The organism is Rhizobium sp. PEPV16 (genome assembly GCF_008919455.1).
In the GTDB taxonomy this organism is placed as follows: Bacteria; Pseudomonadota; Alphaproteobacteria; order Rhizobiales; family Rhizobiaceae; genus Rhizobium; species Rhizobium leguminosarum_Q.
In genome coordinates, this window is record NZ_VSZV01000329.1 from 20,073 (window position 1) to 34,556 (window position 14,484).

The following is a 14,484-nucleotide window of genomic DNA, read 5'->3' on the forward strand; positions in this document are numbered from 1 at the left end:
CCTCTTACAACCCTGGAGAATAGGTCCATCAGGCTAACGAATCGTTACCGGACGGAGCGCCGACGCAGGTCCGCGCTCCGAAATCAGGCTGCCGCGGTCACTGCCGTGAACACCAGTTCGTCGGCGCTGGCGCTGTGATCAAGCGTCATTCCGCACTCCTGTGCCAGAAGCACGGTGTAATAGGGCTGGATCGAATGGGCATCGATCGCTTCCTCGATAGTGCCGGTCGATATCTCGACGAACTTCGGCGGCAGGCGCATCAGTTTGCCTTTGGATGTGAGCTTGAACTTCGCATCGAACTCGGGATTTTCGAGCGTTACCTCGAGCACGCCGCCGCGCGGAATGGCGGAATAGGCAACGAGGAAGAGGTTGAGCAGCAGCTTGACACGGTTCTTGGCGACGATGGCGCGCGGTCCGTTCCAGATCACCTCGGTCTTCTTTTCGGCGACGGCGAAATCCTTGGCAGCACGCTCGGCCTCGCCGGTGTCGATCGAGGCGCCGACGGAACCCGACGCGCCGAAGGCGAGACGTGCGAATTTCAGGCGGACGGAAGCATTGAGCGCGCTGGTGCGGATCAGGTCCATCGCATCGGCATCGGCGCCGCCTTCATCCAGGAGCTCCAGCCCGTTATTGATCGCGCCGACCGGCGAGATGACATCGTGGCAAACGCGGCTGCAAAGAAGCGCGGCCAGATCCGGGCCGGACAGGGTGAGATTGGGGTTCTTGGACATCATTGTCTCCTGATGGGCGGCAATTTCATTGCGCCCGGAATATGCTTCATCAAAATTGCGCGAAGTTTGCGATCGTACTCGGTGCCATAATGACACCATATTTGGTAAACCGATTGTTAAGATCATCGGCGCAAAATGCACCAATCGCCGCGAGCGGTTGCCCGCTCTCAGCCAAACGACGAACGGATGACACCATGCGCCCTCGATTTCCGCACCGATTCATCGGCTTCTGCAGGTTACTTTCGGCCCTCATCTTCTCCTCGCTGATGACTGCCGGGCCGGCCGCCGCCCAGGACAACGGCCAGTACACGATGCAGGAAATCGTCGACGCCGGCCACTCCTTCTTCGGCTCTGCCAGCGGCGGACTTGCCAAGGTCGTAGAGAGTGCCTTCCAGAAATACGGCCTGCCGAACGGCTATATCCTCGGACAGGAAGGCGGCGGCGCCTTCATCGCCGGCCTTACCTATGGCGAAGGCCAGCTGAACACCAAGAACGCCGGCGAACATAATCTCTACTGGCAGGGCCCCTCGCTCGGCCTCGATTACGGCGGCCAGGGCTCACGCGTGATGATGCTGGTCTACGACCTGCCCTCCGTCAACGGCATCTATGCCCGCTTCGGCGGCGTCAGCGGCTCGGCCTATGTGATCGCCGGCTTCGGCATGACGCTGCTCAAGAACAACGACGTGCTGGTCGTGCCGATCCGCACCGGCGTCGGTGCTCGCCTCGGCGTCAATGTCGGCTATCTCAAAATCACCCAGGCGCCGACCTGGAACCCCTTCTGAGGCCGCAAAGCCGCTGGAATCGGCGGCCGTCCCCACCGGCGGCCTTGCCATGCGCGTCACGCGTGCTTAATCATCGCGGCTGACCTCGTATCAACCTTCTTACCGATGGCCGCGCCGTGATCGAATATGCTCTCTTGTTCGGATTGGGCTTCCTGACCGCGGCCTTCCTCGTCTTTCTGGTCTCGCCCGCCGTTCACCGCCGCATCGTCTGGTATACCGAGAACCGGCTGAAAGCGACGATGCCGCTGAGCCCGCAGGAGGTCCGCGCCCAGAAAGACATGGTGCGCGCGCTCTATGCCGCCGAAAACGCCCGCACCACCCAGGACCTTCTGCGTGAGCGCGAGAAATCCTTGTCGTTCCAGCTTCGCCACGACGCCCTCGCCGTCGATGCCGGCAGGCTTGCCGCCGAGATCGGCGAATTGCAGGCCCAGATCGGCGAGATGCATGTCGAGGCGGCCGACCAGCGCTCGCATCTGCGCAAGGACGAGAACTATATCAGCCAGTTGAAGACCAATCTGCATATTGCCGAGCAGTCCGCTGCCAACAAGGAGAGCGAACTGGCGACGATGCGGACGCGGCTGAGCAAGCTCGGTGAACAGGCCGATGGGCTGAGAATAGACCTGGCCGCGCGCGAGACCGAGGCGGAGAGCCTGAAATTCCGCGTCAACGCGCTGCGTGACGAACGGGACACGCTGCGCCAGGACGTCAGCTTGCTGCAAAAGCGCGCCAAGGATGCCGAACAGAAACTGACGCAGCAGCAGCATATGGTGATCCGCCTGGAAGATAAGGCCGCGCGCGAGAGCGCTTCCGCCATCGAAAAGGAAAACCTGGTCGCTCGCCGCCAGCAGGAGATCGCCAGGTTGAAGGAGCAGTTGAAGGCCGCCAACGCCGAGATCCGCAAGGTCAACCGGGTGCTGCGCGACGCCGGCCTTGCCGGGATGGCCACGGAGCTGCCGGCGGAAATGACGGAAGACACGACCACATCCACGCTCGACACCGCCATCGTCACGGCTGAGATGGGCGAGGATGTCCGTAAACGCAGCGCCGCCCTGGCCGAGCGCCTGCAAAAGGCAAAGGCCGTAGCCGGACGCGATGGTGCGATCCGCGAGGAGATCGCCTCGATCGCCGCCAATATGGTGGCGTTGACCGCACTGAACGAGGGTCCCTCCTCGCCGATCCGCGCGCTGCTCGTCGAAGGTGCGGAAAAGAGTCCCAACGATCGTGTCAACCTTGCCGACAGGGCAGCCGCGATCCTCGCCGATCCCCCGAGCGTCCGATAGGACGCGCGGCGCGCATCATGTTTGACCATCATGTTTGAATTGACGCAGAACCCTGAAATCAATCCGATTGAAGAGGATATGTTTAGACCCGGCCCATCGCCGAGGCCATGGAAAACAGCGCGATCCCCGTCGCCGTCGCGGCATTGAGGCTGTCGAGTTCCTCCGCCTGTGGAATGCGCGCGCTCTGGAACCGCGCAAGCAGCGCCTCCGGCAACCCCTCGCCCTCGGTACCGACGACAAGCGCCATGCGCGTCGAGCCCGGAATGGCGCGGATATCGGTCTTGCCGTGCGGTGAAAGCGTCCAGATGGCAAAGCCCCGTTCGGCGAGCGCCACGAGTACATCGAGCGCCTTGCCGCCGCGACGGTGCGGAACGCTCAGCACCGAACCGACCGAGACACGCAGCGCCTTGCGGTAGAGTGGATCACAGGAGGTTTCGTCGAGCAGCACCGCATCCGCCCGGAAGGCGGCCGCATTGCGGAACATCGAGCCAGCATTGTCGTGATTGGAAATGCCGCAGCCGACCAGCACCAACGCCCGTTCCGGCAGCGCGTCGAGAAGTGCCGCCTCCCCGCGGTCCTGTCGCCGGCCGAGCGCGAGAACGCCGCGATGCAGATGGAAACCGACGACGCCGTCGAGCACATCAGGCCCGGCGACATAGACCGGCACATCGACCGGAAACCGCTCCAGGATGGGCAGCACGCCCTCGACGCGGTTGCGCAGCAGCAGGATCTTCTCGGCGAAAAAGCCGCGGCCTGCCGCATGCGCCTCGGCGAGCATGCGCAGCACGACCGTGCCTTCGGCGATGAAGCGGTTCTCTCGGCCCGTTAGGTCACGCTCGCGGATCTCGCTGAATTCAGCGACGCGCGGATCGTCGGCGCTGTCGATGTCGATCGGGACGGCGGCCATGCTGGCCTCAATTGCCCGTAACAGTGACGTAGGCGACGCTGCGGCCGGTCCTGAGATCGTAGACCAGCGCCTTGTTCTTGCCCTCGACCGTTTCGCCGTAGAACAGGATCTGCCCGGCTGAAAACGAAGTGGACTGCACCTTGAAGCCGAGCGGCAGGGAAACGGTTGCCACAAGCGGCGCATCCGAAGGCACGCCGGAGGCGGTAACAGCGGACGCCGTCTCCTTGGGCTCGCTGTTCATCACCTTGTAGACAACCGCGCCGAAGACCGCCATAAGGCTCACGAACATGATGGCGCCGGAAACGATCTGCAGGCGGACCATCTTGCGCCGGACACTTTCCATCGCCGGATCAAGGGGCTTCTCTTCCTGGTCGTCTGGCTCGATTGCTGTCATCTGTGCGTCCCGTTCTAAAAAATACGTCGGAGAAGAAGCGTCTTGAGCGACCCCTTTAAACAAGCAGCCGGCAATAGAAAAGTCCTGACCGCCGATGAAACTGCCGAAGGCCGGTTGGACGCCTGGCTGACGGCGCAGGTCGGCGAGGAATTTTCGCGCAGCCGCATCAAGGCGCTGATCAAGGACGGCCAGGTTTTTCTGCGCGGCGAACCCGTCACCGACCCGCAGCGCAAGGTGCGCACCGGCGACAGTTTCGAACTCACGCTGCCCGAGCCGGAAGACCCGACGCCGCAGGGCGAGGACATCCCGCTTGATATCCTCCATGAGGACGACGACGTCATCGTCATCTCCAAGCCTTCCGGTCTCGTCGTCCATCCCGGCGCCGGCAACTGGACGGGGACGCTGGTCAACGCGCTGATCCACCATTGCAGCGATACGCTCTCCGGCATCGGCGGCGTGCGCCGCCCCGGCATCGTCCACCGTCTAGATAAGGACACGACAGGCGTCATGGTCGTCGCCAAGAACGACATTGCCCATCGCCACCTGTCGCTGCAATTTGCCGACCATGGCCGCACCATGCCGCTGGAGCGGGCCTATCAGGCAGTCGTCTGGGGCCGGCCCCGCACGCTGTCGGGCATGGTCGACGCGCCGCTTGGCCGCGCCACCGGCGACCGCACGCGCCGCGCCGTCAAACGCCCCGACAGTCAGGACGCCGACGAGGCGATCACGCATTACCAGGTGATCGAGCGCTTCCATGAGAAACCGGACGCAACCGCGTTCGCCTCGCTGGTCGAGTGCCGCCTCGAAACCGGCCGCACCCACCAGATCCGTGTCCACATGGCCCATATCGGCCATCCGCTGCTCGGCGATACGGTTTACGGCGCCGGCTTCAAGACCAAGGCCAATCTCCTGCCCGAAGAGATCCGCAAGGTCGTCAATGGATTCGGCCGCCAGGCGCTGCATGCCTTCATGCTGCAGTTCGAGCATCCGCGCACCGGTGAAATCATGCATTTCGAGGTGCCGCTGCCGGATGATATGGTCGAACTGGTCGACGCGTTGCGGCGATAAAGCCGGGCTCCGAATGCCGCCTGCCCAACTCACACCTGCGTGAGCGGCACCTTGAACCGCCGTTTCGCCACACTTATCTGTATATTGACTTAGTGCGGGCTCGCAGTAGAGCCGCACGTCCCGGTTTGCCTTTTTTAACGCGAGGATGCGTTTCCATCGGGAACCGGAATTCACTTTAGGAGGGTGCACTATGGCCCGAAATACCTTGCCGTCCATTACCGCCGGTGAAGCCGGTCTCAATCGTTACCTCGACGAAATCCGCAAGTTCCCGATGCTGGAGCCGCAACAGGAATACATGCTCGCCAAGCGTTATGCCGAGCATGGTGACCGCGATGCCGCCCATAAGCTCGTCACCAGCCATCTTCGCCTCGTCGCGAAGATCGCGATGGGGTATCGCGGCTACGGCCTGCCGATCGGCGAAGTCGTCTCCGAAGGCAATGTCGGCCTGATGCAGGCTGTCAAGAAGTTCGATGCCGAGCGCGGCTTCCGCCTTGCCACCTACGCCATGTGGTGGATCAAGGCCTCGATCCAGGAATATATCCTGCGTTCGTGGTCGCTGGTGAAGATGGGCACGACCGCCAACCAGAAGCGCCTGTTCTTCAACCTGCGCCGGCTGAAAGGCCGCATCCAGGCAATCGATGACGGCGACCTGAAGCCGGAGCACGTCTCGGAGATCGCCACCAAGCTGAACGTCTCGGAGGAAGAGGTCATTTCGATGAACCGCCGCCTCTCCGGCGACGCCTCGCTGAACGCGCCGATCAAGGCAGCCGAAGGTGACGGCGGCCAATGGCAGGATTGGCTGGTGGATGACCATGACAGCCAGGAAGACGTACTGATTGAACAGGATGAGCTCGACACCCGCCGGCGCATGCTGGCGAAAGCGATGAGCGTGCTGAACGAGCGCGAACGCCGCATCTTCGAGGCTCGCCGTCTCGCCGAGGATCCAGTGACCCTGGAAGACCTTTCGACTGAATTCGACATCAGTCGCGAACGCGTTCGCCAGATCGAGGTCCGCGCCTTCGAAAAGGTGCAGGACGCCGTCCGCAAGGAAGCCCTGGAACGCGCCAAGGCCGTCCGGGTCGTCGAAGCCACGGCATAAACCTGTCGCATGACACAATTGAAGAAGGCGGGTCCTTGCGGCCCGCCTTTTCTTTTTCATTCATCTTTATCCGCAGCCTCGGCACCGCCGCGCCAAGATCGGGAAACCGTCACTGGCTCGTCGACACGTCTCCGAGCGCAGTCCATTCCTTGATCGCGGTATTGAAGGCGTCCGTTCCCGTACCGCCCTTTTCCATCGTCAGCAGCGCGCGGCGGCCGTTGCGGTAGGTGATCGGAATATCGATCCAGTTGCGGGTCGACATCAGGTCGAGATTGGCCTTGCGCGCATCGGGGTAGTCGTTGAGTGCGATCATGTGGAAATCGTCGGTGATCTTGGCCGGAACCGCGATCAGCGCGTCACCGCGATCCTGCTCCGTGCGCTTCATCGAGATGCGCTGGACGCTGTCGATGCTGCCGCCTTCGAAATTCGGCGGCACCGAGAAGACGATCTCGACAAGATGGCTTGCCGGCAGCGACGGATCGGAATTGCGCTTGAAGGTGACGAGAGCCGAGAGATTGCGCTCGGGAACCGTGACATTGCCCTGTACCGTCGCCTCCTGCCGGCCATCCTGGCCAGCCTCGTGCTGCACGCTCCAGACGACCGATCCCTCGATCGCCGTCGGCGAGCTCTGGCCGATGCGCTCCTCATAGAGGAACATCTTTTGCGACGAACCGACGGGCGCGGTCTGCGGCGGCGATGCCACCGCGCCGTTCGGCGTCCGCGTGTCGGCGGGTGTCGCATCGCCCTGCGCGCTGGCAGGCGGCGTATCGGCTGCCGCGACATTCTGTTCGGCGACCGACTTTCCTTCCGCGGTCGGCGTTCCCGGCACAGTCGCCGGGCCACTGTCAACCTCGGTTCCATCGGTCAGCAGCCGCTGGGTGAATTTCGAATTGGCCGCAGCGCCGTCATTGTTCACCGACGCTACCTGCGGGTTCGGCTGCGCCGGCGCCGCTGGAGTATTCTGCGCTCCTGGTGTGGTTGGCTGGGCTGGCGTCACCGCGCCCGGCTGGGCAGGCGTCGCCGAGCCATCCGGCGGCGTTGCCGCCTCGTTCCTGGTCGCCTGCGACGGTGCCGAGCTAACGAGCCCGTCGACCATCGCCACCAACGCCTCCCTGTTCGTCCAGCCGGCATAGGCGCCGCCACCGATCAGGATGAGTGCGAAGATGAGCGTGATCACGGTGCCGATGCCGAAGCGGCGGCGCTTCGGCTCCATACGGAAGCTCTTGCCCTGCAGCTTGGAGGCAACAATCTGATCGATATCCATCGACGGATTGGCGTCATCGTCGTCAGCGGCGACAGAGCCGCGGCGGTCGTAGCCGCGCAGCGCCTTCGCCTCTCGCCAGTCCTCGCTCGGCGCACCGCTAGCAGGCGCCGGCTTGCCGTTGTGCACTTCGGCGAAGATATCGACATCGTCGAAATGAGAGGCAACCGGCGTCTTCTTATTGTTGCCGGCCTCGATCGGCGGCAGATCGTCGAAGGCGGCCGTCTCCCAGGAAAAACTTTCCTTGGCGGCCGGCATGACGGCGGCGGGTGCCACTTTTTCGAGGCTCGATATCACCTCCTCGAAGGCGCGCGCCGAGGCATCGGCGGTAATCGGCGCCGGCGCCGTCTCCGAATATTGCCGGAGTTCCTCTTCCGCCCATTCGGTCTCCGCATCCTTGGGCGCCGGAGCCGGCGTTTCGGCAACGGGCTCGGTCCAGACGGGGTCGAAATGCGCCGCAGCTTCGGCCTGCAACGGCTCCTCGCGGCTGTGCTCGACGAACTCCTGCGGACGATCGAAATCGGCGACCGGCTCCACCAGGCGGTTGGATGCGTGGTCTATGCCGCGGGTGATCGGCTGCAACGGCTCGTCGGGCTCGTAAGCCTCCTCGGCCTCCGGCTCCTCGCTTTCCACCGCCGCAGGTTCGTCCGCGATCTCGTCGGCTTCCAGGGGATGCTGCTCGTCGACACGGTCTTCGTCGGCTTGTTCGTCGCGATGCTCGGAGGCTGGCGCTTCCCAACCGTCATGTTCGGTCGGTACGTCTTCGGCAGCGACGTCGCGCGCCTCGCCGGCATGCCATTCCTCGGCCGGCGCTTCCTCCTCCTGAGAGGGATGCCAGTATGTCTCGGCCGGACCGGCTGTCTCCGGCGAAACCGGTGTCTCGGCGGCAACAGGGGTTTCCGCGGGAATGGATGTTTCCGGCGAAACGAGTGTTTCCTGGGAAAGAGGCTCCTCGGCAGCGACCTCGTCCTCCTCCGGCGCGGCGACTTCCACCTGATCGGGCTCGCCGGTGGCCTCGTCCGCCTGCGGTTCCGCATAGGCTTCGTAGGCCGGCTCCTCGACAGCAGTCTCCGGCGCCGACGCTGGTTCGCTTTCGTGGGGAACCGCTTGTTCTTCGAAGGATTCCGAAGCGGTAACGGCCGCAACCGGCTCATCGAGCGGCATCGCCTCGGAGTGTTCGCCTTCCACCTCGCGGATGGCAGCCTCGAGCTTTTCGAGCTGGCGTTGCAGCATGGCTTCCGGCGGACGCGGTTTCATGTTCTCGAGCTGCCGCTGCACTGCGCCGCGGGCACGTTCGTAGACTTTCACCCGCATCTCGGGGGTATTTTCAGCCAAGCCGTCAACGGCCCGCCGAATGACTGCAATAAAATCCGCCATCAGTACTTTCTCAAGAAGTCCGGTACCCTACCGAACCATCCTCCACAGTGACCCGTGAGCTTAATCCTCAAACGGATCGGTCACAAGTATCGTATCATCCCGCTCCGGGCTGGTGGACAAGAGCGCGACGGGTGCCCCGATCAGCTCTTCGACCTGGCGAACATATTTGATCGCCTGTGCCGGCAGATCCGCCCAACTGCGGGCGCCGACGGTCGATTCCTTCCATCCCTCCAGGGTGACGTAGATCGGTTCCACCCTAGCTTGCGCTCCCTGGCTTGCGGGAAGATGATCAATCTGTTGGCCGTCGAGCATGTAGCCGACGCAGATCTTCAATTCCTCGAGACCGTCGAGCACGTCGAGCTTGGTGAGCGCGATGCCCGTGATGCCGTTGGTGGCGACCGACTGGCGTACGAGTGCCGCGTCGAACCAGCCGCAGCGGCGCTTACGCCCCGTCACAGTACCGAACTCATGTCCCTTCTCGCCCAGGAACTGGCCAATTTCGTCGGTGAGCTCGGTCGGGAACGGGCCTTCGCCGACGCGCGTCGTATAGGCCTTGGTGATGCCGAGGATATAACCGAGCGAGCCCGGTCCCATGCCGGAACCGGCTGCCGCCTGGCCGGCCACCGTGTTTGAGGAGGTCACGAAGGGATAGGTGCCGTGATCGATATCGAGCAGGCTGCCCTGCGCGCCTTCAAAGAGGATGCGAGCACCCTTGCGGCGCTCCTTGTCGAGGAAGAGCCAGACCGTATCACGGAAAGGCAGTACCCGATCAGCGATCGAGGTCAGTTCGTCCATGATCGCCTGGTGGCTGACTTCGGCAACGCCAAGACCGCGGCGAAGCGCATTGTGATGCGTCAGAATACGGTCGACCTTGCCGGAAAGACTATCGAGATCGGCAAGATCCATGACGCGGATGGCGCGGCGGCCGACCTTGTCTTCATAGGCCGGGCCAATGCCGCGGCGCGTCGTGCCGATCTTGGTGCCGCTGTTCGACGCCGCATCCTCGCGCATCGCGTCGAGCTCGCGGTGCAGCGACAGGATGAGCGTCGCATTGTCTGCAATGCGCAGATTGTCAGGCGTAACCGTCACGCCTTGCGCCTCCAGCCGGCCGATCTCGGCGATTAGCGCATGCGGATCGACGACGACACCGTTGCCGATGACGGCCATCTTGCCCGGGCGCACGACGCCGGACGGCAGCAGCGAGAGCTTATAGCTCGTGCCGTCGATGACGAGCGTATGGCCGGCATTGTGTCCGCCCTGATAGCGCACAACGATATCCGCACGCTCCGAAAGCCAGTCGACAATCTTGCCCTTGCCTTCGTCACCCCATTGCGAACCGACCACGACTACGTTCGTCATCCAACTCTTCCTGTTACCGGCGCGGAACCGCGCACCTGCTCAAACCCGCGCATCTATAAAGCTTTGTTTTTTGGAAAGCGACCCTGTTGTCACAGCAGATTGGGCTTTTTACGTGACAAATCAGCAGCCGACAGGCTATTTCCCGTCACAAAACGCCGCTCGGCGATCGCGGAAAGACGGGAAGAACGCTCTTGCAAGCCACGGCCTATATCTGCCTCGTTATCGCCACCCTCTGCTGGGGCGGCAACTCCGTCGCCGGCAAACTCGCGCTCGGGCATATCAGCCCGATGATGCTGACCTTCCTGCGCTGGTTCCTCGCCGTGGCGATGATCGCCGTGATTTCAGTACCGCAACTGCGGAAGGACTGGCCGGTAGTCAGGAAGAACCTGCCGCTGCTCCTCTTCTACGGCGTCATCGGCTACACCCTTTTCAACGCCATGCTTTATTCGGCCGTGCAATATACGACGGCGATCAACGTCGCCATCGAGCAGGCCGGCATCCCGATGCTGATCTTCCTGCTGAATTTCATGTTCTTCCGTACCGGCATCTCGCTGGCGCAATGTCTCGGCTTCGGGATGACGCTGATCGGCGTCGCTCTGACCGCCGCACATGGCGACCTCGCAACGCTGCTGCAACTCAGCCTCAACCGCGGCGACGGGCTGATGCTGATCGCCATTGCCGCCTATTCGGTCTACACGATCTTCCTGCGCTGGAAGCCCCCACTCGACTGGCGCACCCTGATGGCGGTCCCGGCGCTCGGCGCCATGCTGACCTCGCTGCCGCTGCTCCTCTGGGAAACCGGCCGGGGTGCCGCGCAGTGGCCGGACCAGGCCGGCTGGGTCATCACTCTCTACACGGCGATCTTCCCCTCGCTGGTGGCGCAGATCCTCTATATCAAGGGCGTCGTGGCAATCGGCGCCAACCGCGCCGGCCTCTTCATCAATCTCGTGCCGGTGTTCGGAACGCTGCTTTCCGTCGCCCTGATCGGCGAGAGACTGCAGTCCTTCCATGTGATCGCACTGGTACTGACCTTGGGCGGCATCGCGATCGCCGAAAGGGGCCGTCCGAAAGCTTCGTCGCCGACCGTGCCCGCCTCACCCGTGGATTAAAACCTTTTCCTGGTCAGGAAAGGCTTTAACCAAGCTCCAGCGTCGTCACGCCGAAGACGTGCTTCAGCGGGATGGCCGGCGCCGGTCCGCGATACATGCGTGTCGTCTCGAATACCGGTTGAAGGCCGATGCCTTCGGCAAGCGCGACCGCCTCGCGGTTCTCTGCGGGAATGTCGATGAAGACCGCAGCCCCTTTCGCCTCGGGGATCAATTCGGCAAGCAGCGCCGCGGCGCTGTCGGCATCGTTGGCAAAGAGCGGGCCGATCTTGTAGCCCTCGTAGCAGCGGCGGATCGTGCCGTAACCGCGGATCTTGTGGCTCTTGCGCACCACCGCCGAACGACGGCCCTTGCGGGCGGTGCACCAGGCAGCGAGAAAGGCATCCCGCGGCTGCGGAAAGATCGCCGAATCATATCGCTGCAGGCCTTCGAGGCGTGAATCCAGCACCGGTTGCGCGACAAGCGTCGAGACAGGCAAGGAAGTAGCGACACCGCCATAGCGAATGGTGGAATAGGCGGGTTCGAAGCCGGCCTTGCGGTAGTTGTCCTGCTGTGCGGCGACGCCGTCGAGACCTATCGTGCGGTCTCCCGCGCTGGCAATGCCCGCCGCCCAGATCGCCTTGCCATAACCCTTGCCACGAAAATCGGGATGGACGATGTAGAGGCCCAGGAAGGCGAAAATATCGCCATATTTGACGACCGAGATCGAGCCGACGGGGACTTCACCGATGGATCCGACGAAAAATCCCGACGGATCAGCCTCGTTGAATGCAAGCGAATCGTCGAGACCAGGGTTCCAGCCTTCCTGACGCGCCCATTCGAGCACGAGTTCCAGTTCGCCGGGCCGCATCGAACGAACGGCAAATTCCGAATTCATGCAACTTTCCCAGATTGAATGTCCCGCAAGTCCATCCCGGCAACGGCAAAGCAATTGTCAGGCCCCAGCTGCCGATTGCACCTGCGAACGATGGAGAGCCGCGCTCATGGACTTGACGACGCGTATAATCATTTTTCGATGCAATACAGAAAGCTTCGTTTCCGCATTACCATGAAACAATGCCGTTGCAAGCTCAAGAAAATTACTTGGGCCTCAATTATCTTCCAGCCGATGCGAATAAAAAGCCGCGCCGAAAAGATGCCGCCCTGCCAATTTGAAAGACGAGAGAAGCATCCGTCCGAAATCACTTCCGCGACGCGGCAAAAAACCGGGAGCGACGACAGTCGCCCGCGGAAGGATCACCGGCCGTTCAACTGCCCATCGCGGCCTTCTGCTTTTCGATTCGGCTCGTCATCGATGAGAAAAGACGGTCTGTCTCGGCCGCCGGTGCGGGATAACCGAACGCATAACCCTGCAGGCCGTCGCAGCCGAGCTGCGCCAGCACCACGGCATGCGCCTCGGTCTCGATACCCTCGGCGATCACCTCGACATCGAGTGCCTTGGCGATTTCCACGATAGAACCCACCACGCGCCGCTGCTCCGCGGAGCTGACGACCTCGGTGACGAGCTGCCGGTCGATCTTCAGCCGCTTCGGCCGCAGCTTGACGAGACCGATCAGCGAGGCATGGCCCGATCCGAAGTCGTCGATCTCGATGTCGATGCCCATCTGTTTGATATCGCCGATATGAGCGAGCAGTTTTTCGTCGCTGTCGTCGAGGAAAATCGTCTCGACCAGTTCGAAGACGATCACGCCGGGCGGGATATCGAGTTTCCTCAGCTTGTCGAGCAACGCCGGATCGGCAAGGCGCGACGCCGAGATATTGACGGCGATGCGCGGAACCGCAAGGCCGTGCAACAGCCAGAACAGCCGGTCTTCGAGAACGCTTTTGAGGATCGCCGCGTCGATCTCCGCCGCAAGTCCGTGCTCGTCGGCGACCTTCAGGAATATGCCGGGAGCGAGCACGCCCTTCTCGGGATGTTTCCAGCGCGCCAGCGCCTCGAAGCCGATGACTTCCCGCGTCCGGGCGTCGAGCTGCACCTGATAATAGGGAAGGATCTGGCCGCGCTCCAGCCCGAGCTTCAGCTCTTCGGCGAGGCGACGCTTGGAGCGCAAATCCTCCTGCAATTGCCGTGTGAAGAATTCGACGCGGTTGCGCCCAAGCTTCTTGGCCTGGTAGAGCGCCAGGTCGGATTCGGCAAACAGGTTGCGCGCCCGCCGATCACCGCTCCAGGAAACGCCGATCGAGGCGCCGGATTGCAGCATCTCCTGGCCGAAGCGGATCTTCTTCCGCAGCCGGCGCTGGACATCCTCGGTGATCTGCTTCAGCTCAGTGAGATCGGTGAAATTGACCAGCACGATGACGAATTCATCGCCGCCGACACGGGCAACCATGCCATTCGCAGGAATGGCGGCAGTGATGCGAAGGGCCGCGGCCCTGAGCACGGCATCGCCTGCCGCATGACCGTGGCTGTCGTTGATCTGCTTGAACTGGTCGAGGTCGAGATGCAGCACGCCAAGCGTCGTGATGCTTTTGTCGGCCGGCAGTTCCGCCAGCCGCTTGTCGAGAAGGCGCCGGTTCGGCAAGCCGGTGAGATAGTCGTGATCGGCGACATGCTCGATGCGCGCATTGCTTTCTTCCAGCGCCAGCGCCCTCGCCTCGGCCACGACCTTCTGCCGCGCAAGTTCCGCGTTGAGCAGGACGTCGGCCGTCACATCCCATTCGGCGCCGATGAAGGAGGGCTCCCCTTCCGCATCCACGTAGAAATGTGCGCGCGAGCGCAGATGGCGGATCTCACCGCTCGGCAGCACGATCCGGAATTGCGAGTTATAGGCGCCGCGCATCGCGATCGCCTGCTCGAAGTCGCGTTCGGCCCGCTCGCGATCATCGGGATGGATGGCATTCGACCAAAGCGAAGCGGGCACCAGCCGGCAGGTCTCGCCGGTCTCGTAGAGACGATGCATCTGCGCATCCCACAAGATCCCGTCCTGCTCGATGCTATGCTCCCAGACACCGATCCGGGATGCATCGAGAGCGAGTTCGAGCCGACGCAGAAGATCCTGAAACTCGTGTTCGGATCGTGTGGCTTTTTTCTCTGGCAACGCGGTCCCAGCCTTAGAAGCTTGCATAACGGCAATATGGTCTCAAGCCGGCATTAATGAAGCCTTGTCCCGATGACCGAAC

Annotated in this window: 12 protein-coding genes; 5 read left to right on the forward strand and 7 right to left on the reverse strand. The window is 62.7% G+C overall.

All coding sequences use genetic code 11. The annotated features are described in order from the left end of the window. Positions 1-83 precede the first annotated feature (83 nt). Complete coding sequence (locus tag FY112_RS22650; protein WP_026158831.1) at positions 84-731, reverse strand: histidine phosphotransferase family protein; 648 nt, start codon at positions 729-731, stop codon at positions 84-86. A gap of 194 nt (positions 732-925) precedes the next feature. Between FY112_RS22650 and FY112_RS22655 the strand changes: the two genes are divergently transcribed. Then, positions 926-1,513 (forward strand): EipA family protein, encoded by a 588-nt coding sequence (locus FY112_RS22655; protein WP_017961761.1) that lies wholly within the window; start codon positions 926-928, stop codon positions 1,511-1,513. Positions 1,514-1,629: 116 nt separating this feature from the next. Continuing rightward, complete coding sequence (locus FY112_RS22660; protein ID WP_151519329.1) at positions 1,630-2,793, forward strand: hypothetical protein; 1,164 nt, start codon at positions 1,630-1,632, stop codon at positions 2,791-2,793. A gap of 82 nt (positions 2,794-2,875) precedes the next feature. Here FY112_RS22660 and FY112_RS22665 read toward each other — a convergent pair whose 3' ends face one another. Further along, the gene (locus FY112_RS22665) at positions 2,876-3,700 is read right to left on the reverse strand and encodes an RNA methyltransferase (RefSeq protein ID WP_151519330.1); all 825 of its coding nucleotides are present in this window, start codon (positions 3,698-3,700) and stop codon (positions 2,876-2,878) included. 7 nt (positions 3,701-3,707) lie between these two features. Next, on the reverse strand, positions 3,708-4,094 hold the full coding sequence (locus FY112_RS22670; RefSeq protein WP_151519331.1) for a hypothetical protein: 387 nt from the start codon (positions 4,092-4,094) through the stop codon (positions 3,708-3,710). Between the two features lie 42 nt (positions 4,095-4,136). Here FY112_RS22670 and FY112_RS22675 point away from each other — a divergent pair, with 42 nt between their 5' ends. Both FY112_RS22675 and rpoH read left to right on the forward strand, forming a co-directional pair. Continuing rightward, positions 4,137-5,162: an RluA family pseudouridine synthase gene (locus tag FY112_RS22675; protein WP_131619548.1), complete on the forward strand. Its 1,026-nt coding sequence runs from the start codon at positions 4,137-4,139 to the stop codon at positions 5,160-5,162. Positions 5,163-5,352: 190 nt separating this feature from the next. After that, entirely contained in the window at positions 5,353-6,261 is a 909-nt protein-coding gene (rpoH, locus tag FY112_RS22680) for an RNA polymerase sigma factor RpoH (protein WP_003542378.1), read from the forward strand. Between the two features lie 109 nt (positions 6,262-6,370). On the opposite strand, the gene FY112_RS22685 is transcribed toward rpoH, so the two are convergent. Both FY112_RS22685 and FY112_RS22690 read right to left on the reverse strand, forming a co-directional pair. Next, the gene (locus tag FY112_RS22685; RefSeq protein ID WP_131619547.1) at positions 6,371-8,899 is read right to left on the reverse strand and encodes a hypothetical protein; all 2,529 of its coding nucleotides are present in this window, start codon (positions 8,897-8,899) and stop codon (positions 6,371-6,373) included. A 60-nt stretch (positions 8,900-8,959) separates the two neighbouring features. Further along, positions 8,960-10,258, reverse strand: coding sequence for an adenylosuccinate synthase (locus FY112_RS22690; protein WP_025395709.1), 1,299 nt, complete (start codon positions 10,256-10,258; stop codon positions 8,960-8,962). Between the two features lie 191 nt (positions 10,259-10,449). Here FY112_RS22690 and FY112_RS22695 point away from each other — a divergent pair, with 191 nt between their 5' ends. Next, the gene (locus tag FY112_RS22695) at positions 10,450-11,367 is read left to right on the forward strand and encodes a DMT family transporter (RefSeq protein WP_017961769.1); all 918 of its coding nucleotides are present in this window, start codon (positions 10,450-10,452) and stop codon (positions 11,365-11,367) included. 25 nt (positions 11,368-11,392) lie between these two features. Here the strand turns inward: FY112_RS22695 and FY112_RS22700 are convergent, their stop codons facing one another. After that, complete coding sequence (locus FY112_RS22700) at positions 11,393-12,241, reverse strand: GNAT family N-acetyltransferase (RefSeq protein ID WP_131619546.1); 849 nt, start codon at positions 12,239-12,241, stop codon at positions 11,393-11,395. A gap of 370 nt (positions 12,242-12,611) precedes the next feature. After that, positions 12,612-14,429 carry a GGDEF domain-containing phosphodiesterase gene (locus tag FY112_RS22705; protein ID WP_131619545.1) on the reverse strand — a complete coding sequence of 606 codons (1,818 nt, stop codon included), beginning with the start codon at positions 14,427-14,429 and terminating at the stop codon, positions 12,612-12,614. Between the last annotated feature and the right edge of the window lie 55 nt (positions 14,430-14,484).

Bases quoted from the DNA above. Each gene is read 5' to 3' on its own strand.
- FY112_RS22700 (WP_131619546.1), bottom strand. From the start codon at position 12,241: ATGAATTCGGAATTTGCCGTTCGTTCGATGCGGCCCGGCGAACTGGAA.
- FY112_RS22685 (WP_131619547.1), bottom strand. From the start codon at position 8,899: ATGGCGGATTTTATTGCAGTCATTCGGCGGGCCGTTGACGGCTTGGCT.
- FY112_RS22690 (WP_025395709.1), bottom strand. From the start codon at position 10,258: ATGACGAACGTAGTCGTGGTCGGTTCGCAATGGGGTGACGAAGGCAAG.
- FY112_RS22650 (WP_026158831.1), bottom strand. From the start codon at position 731: ATGTCCAAGAACCCCAATCTCACCCTGTCCGGCCCGGATCTGGCCGCG.
- FY112_RS22665 (WP_151519330.1), bottom strand. From the start codon at position 3,700: ATGGCCGCCGTCCCGATCGACATCGACAGCGCCGACGATCCGCGCGTC.
- FY112_RS22670 (WP_151519331.1), bottom strand. From the start codon at position 4,094: ATGACAGCAATCGAGCCAGACGACCAGGAAGAGAAGCCCCTTGATCCG.
- rpoH (WP_003542378.1), top strand. From the start codon at position 5,353: ATGGCCCGAAATACCTTGCCGTCCATTACCGCCGGTGAAGCCGGTCTC.
- FY112_RS22705 (WP_131619545.1), bottom strand. From the start codon at position 14,429: ATGCAAGCTTCTAAGGCTGGGACCGCGTTGCCAGAGAAAAAAGCCACA.
- FY112_RS22655 (WP_017961761.1), top strand. From the start codon at position 926: ATGCGCCCTCGATTTCCGCACCGATTCATCGGCTTCTGCAGGTTACTT.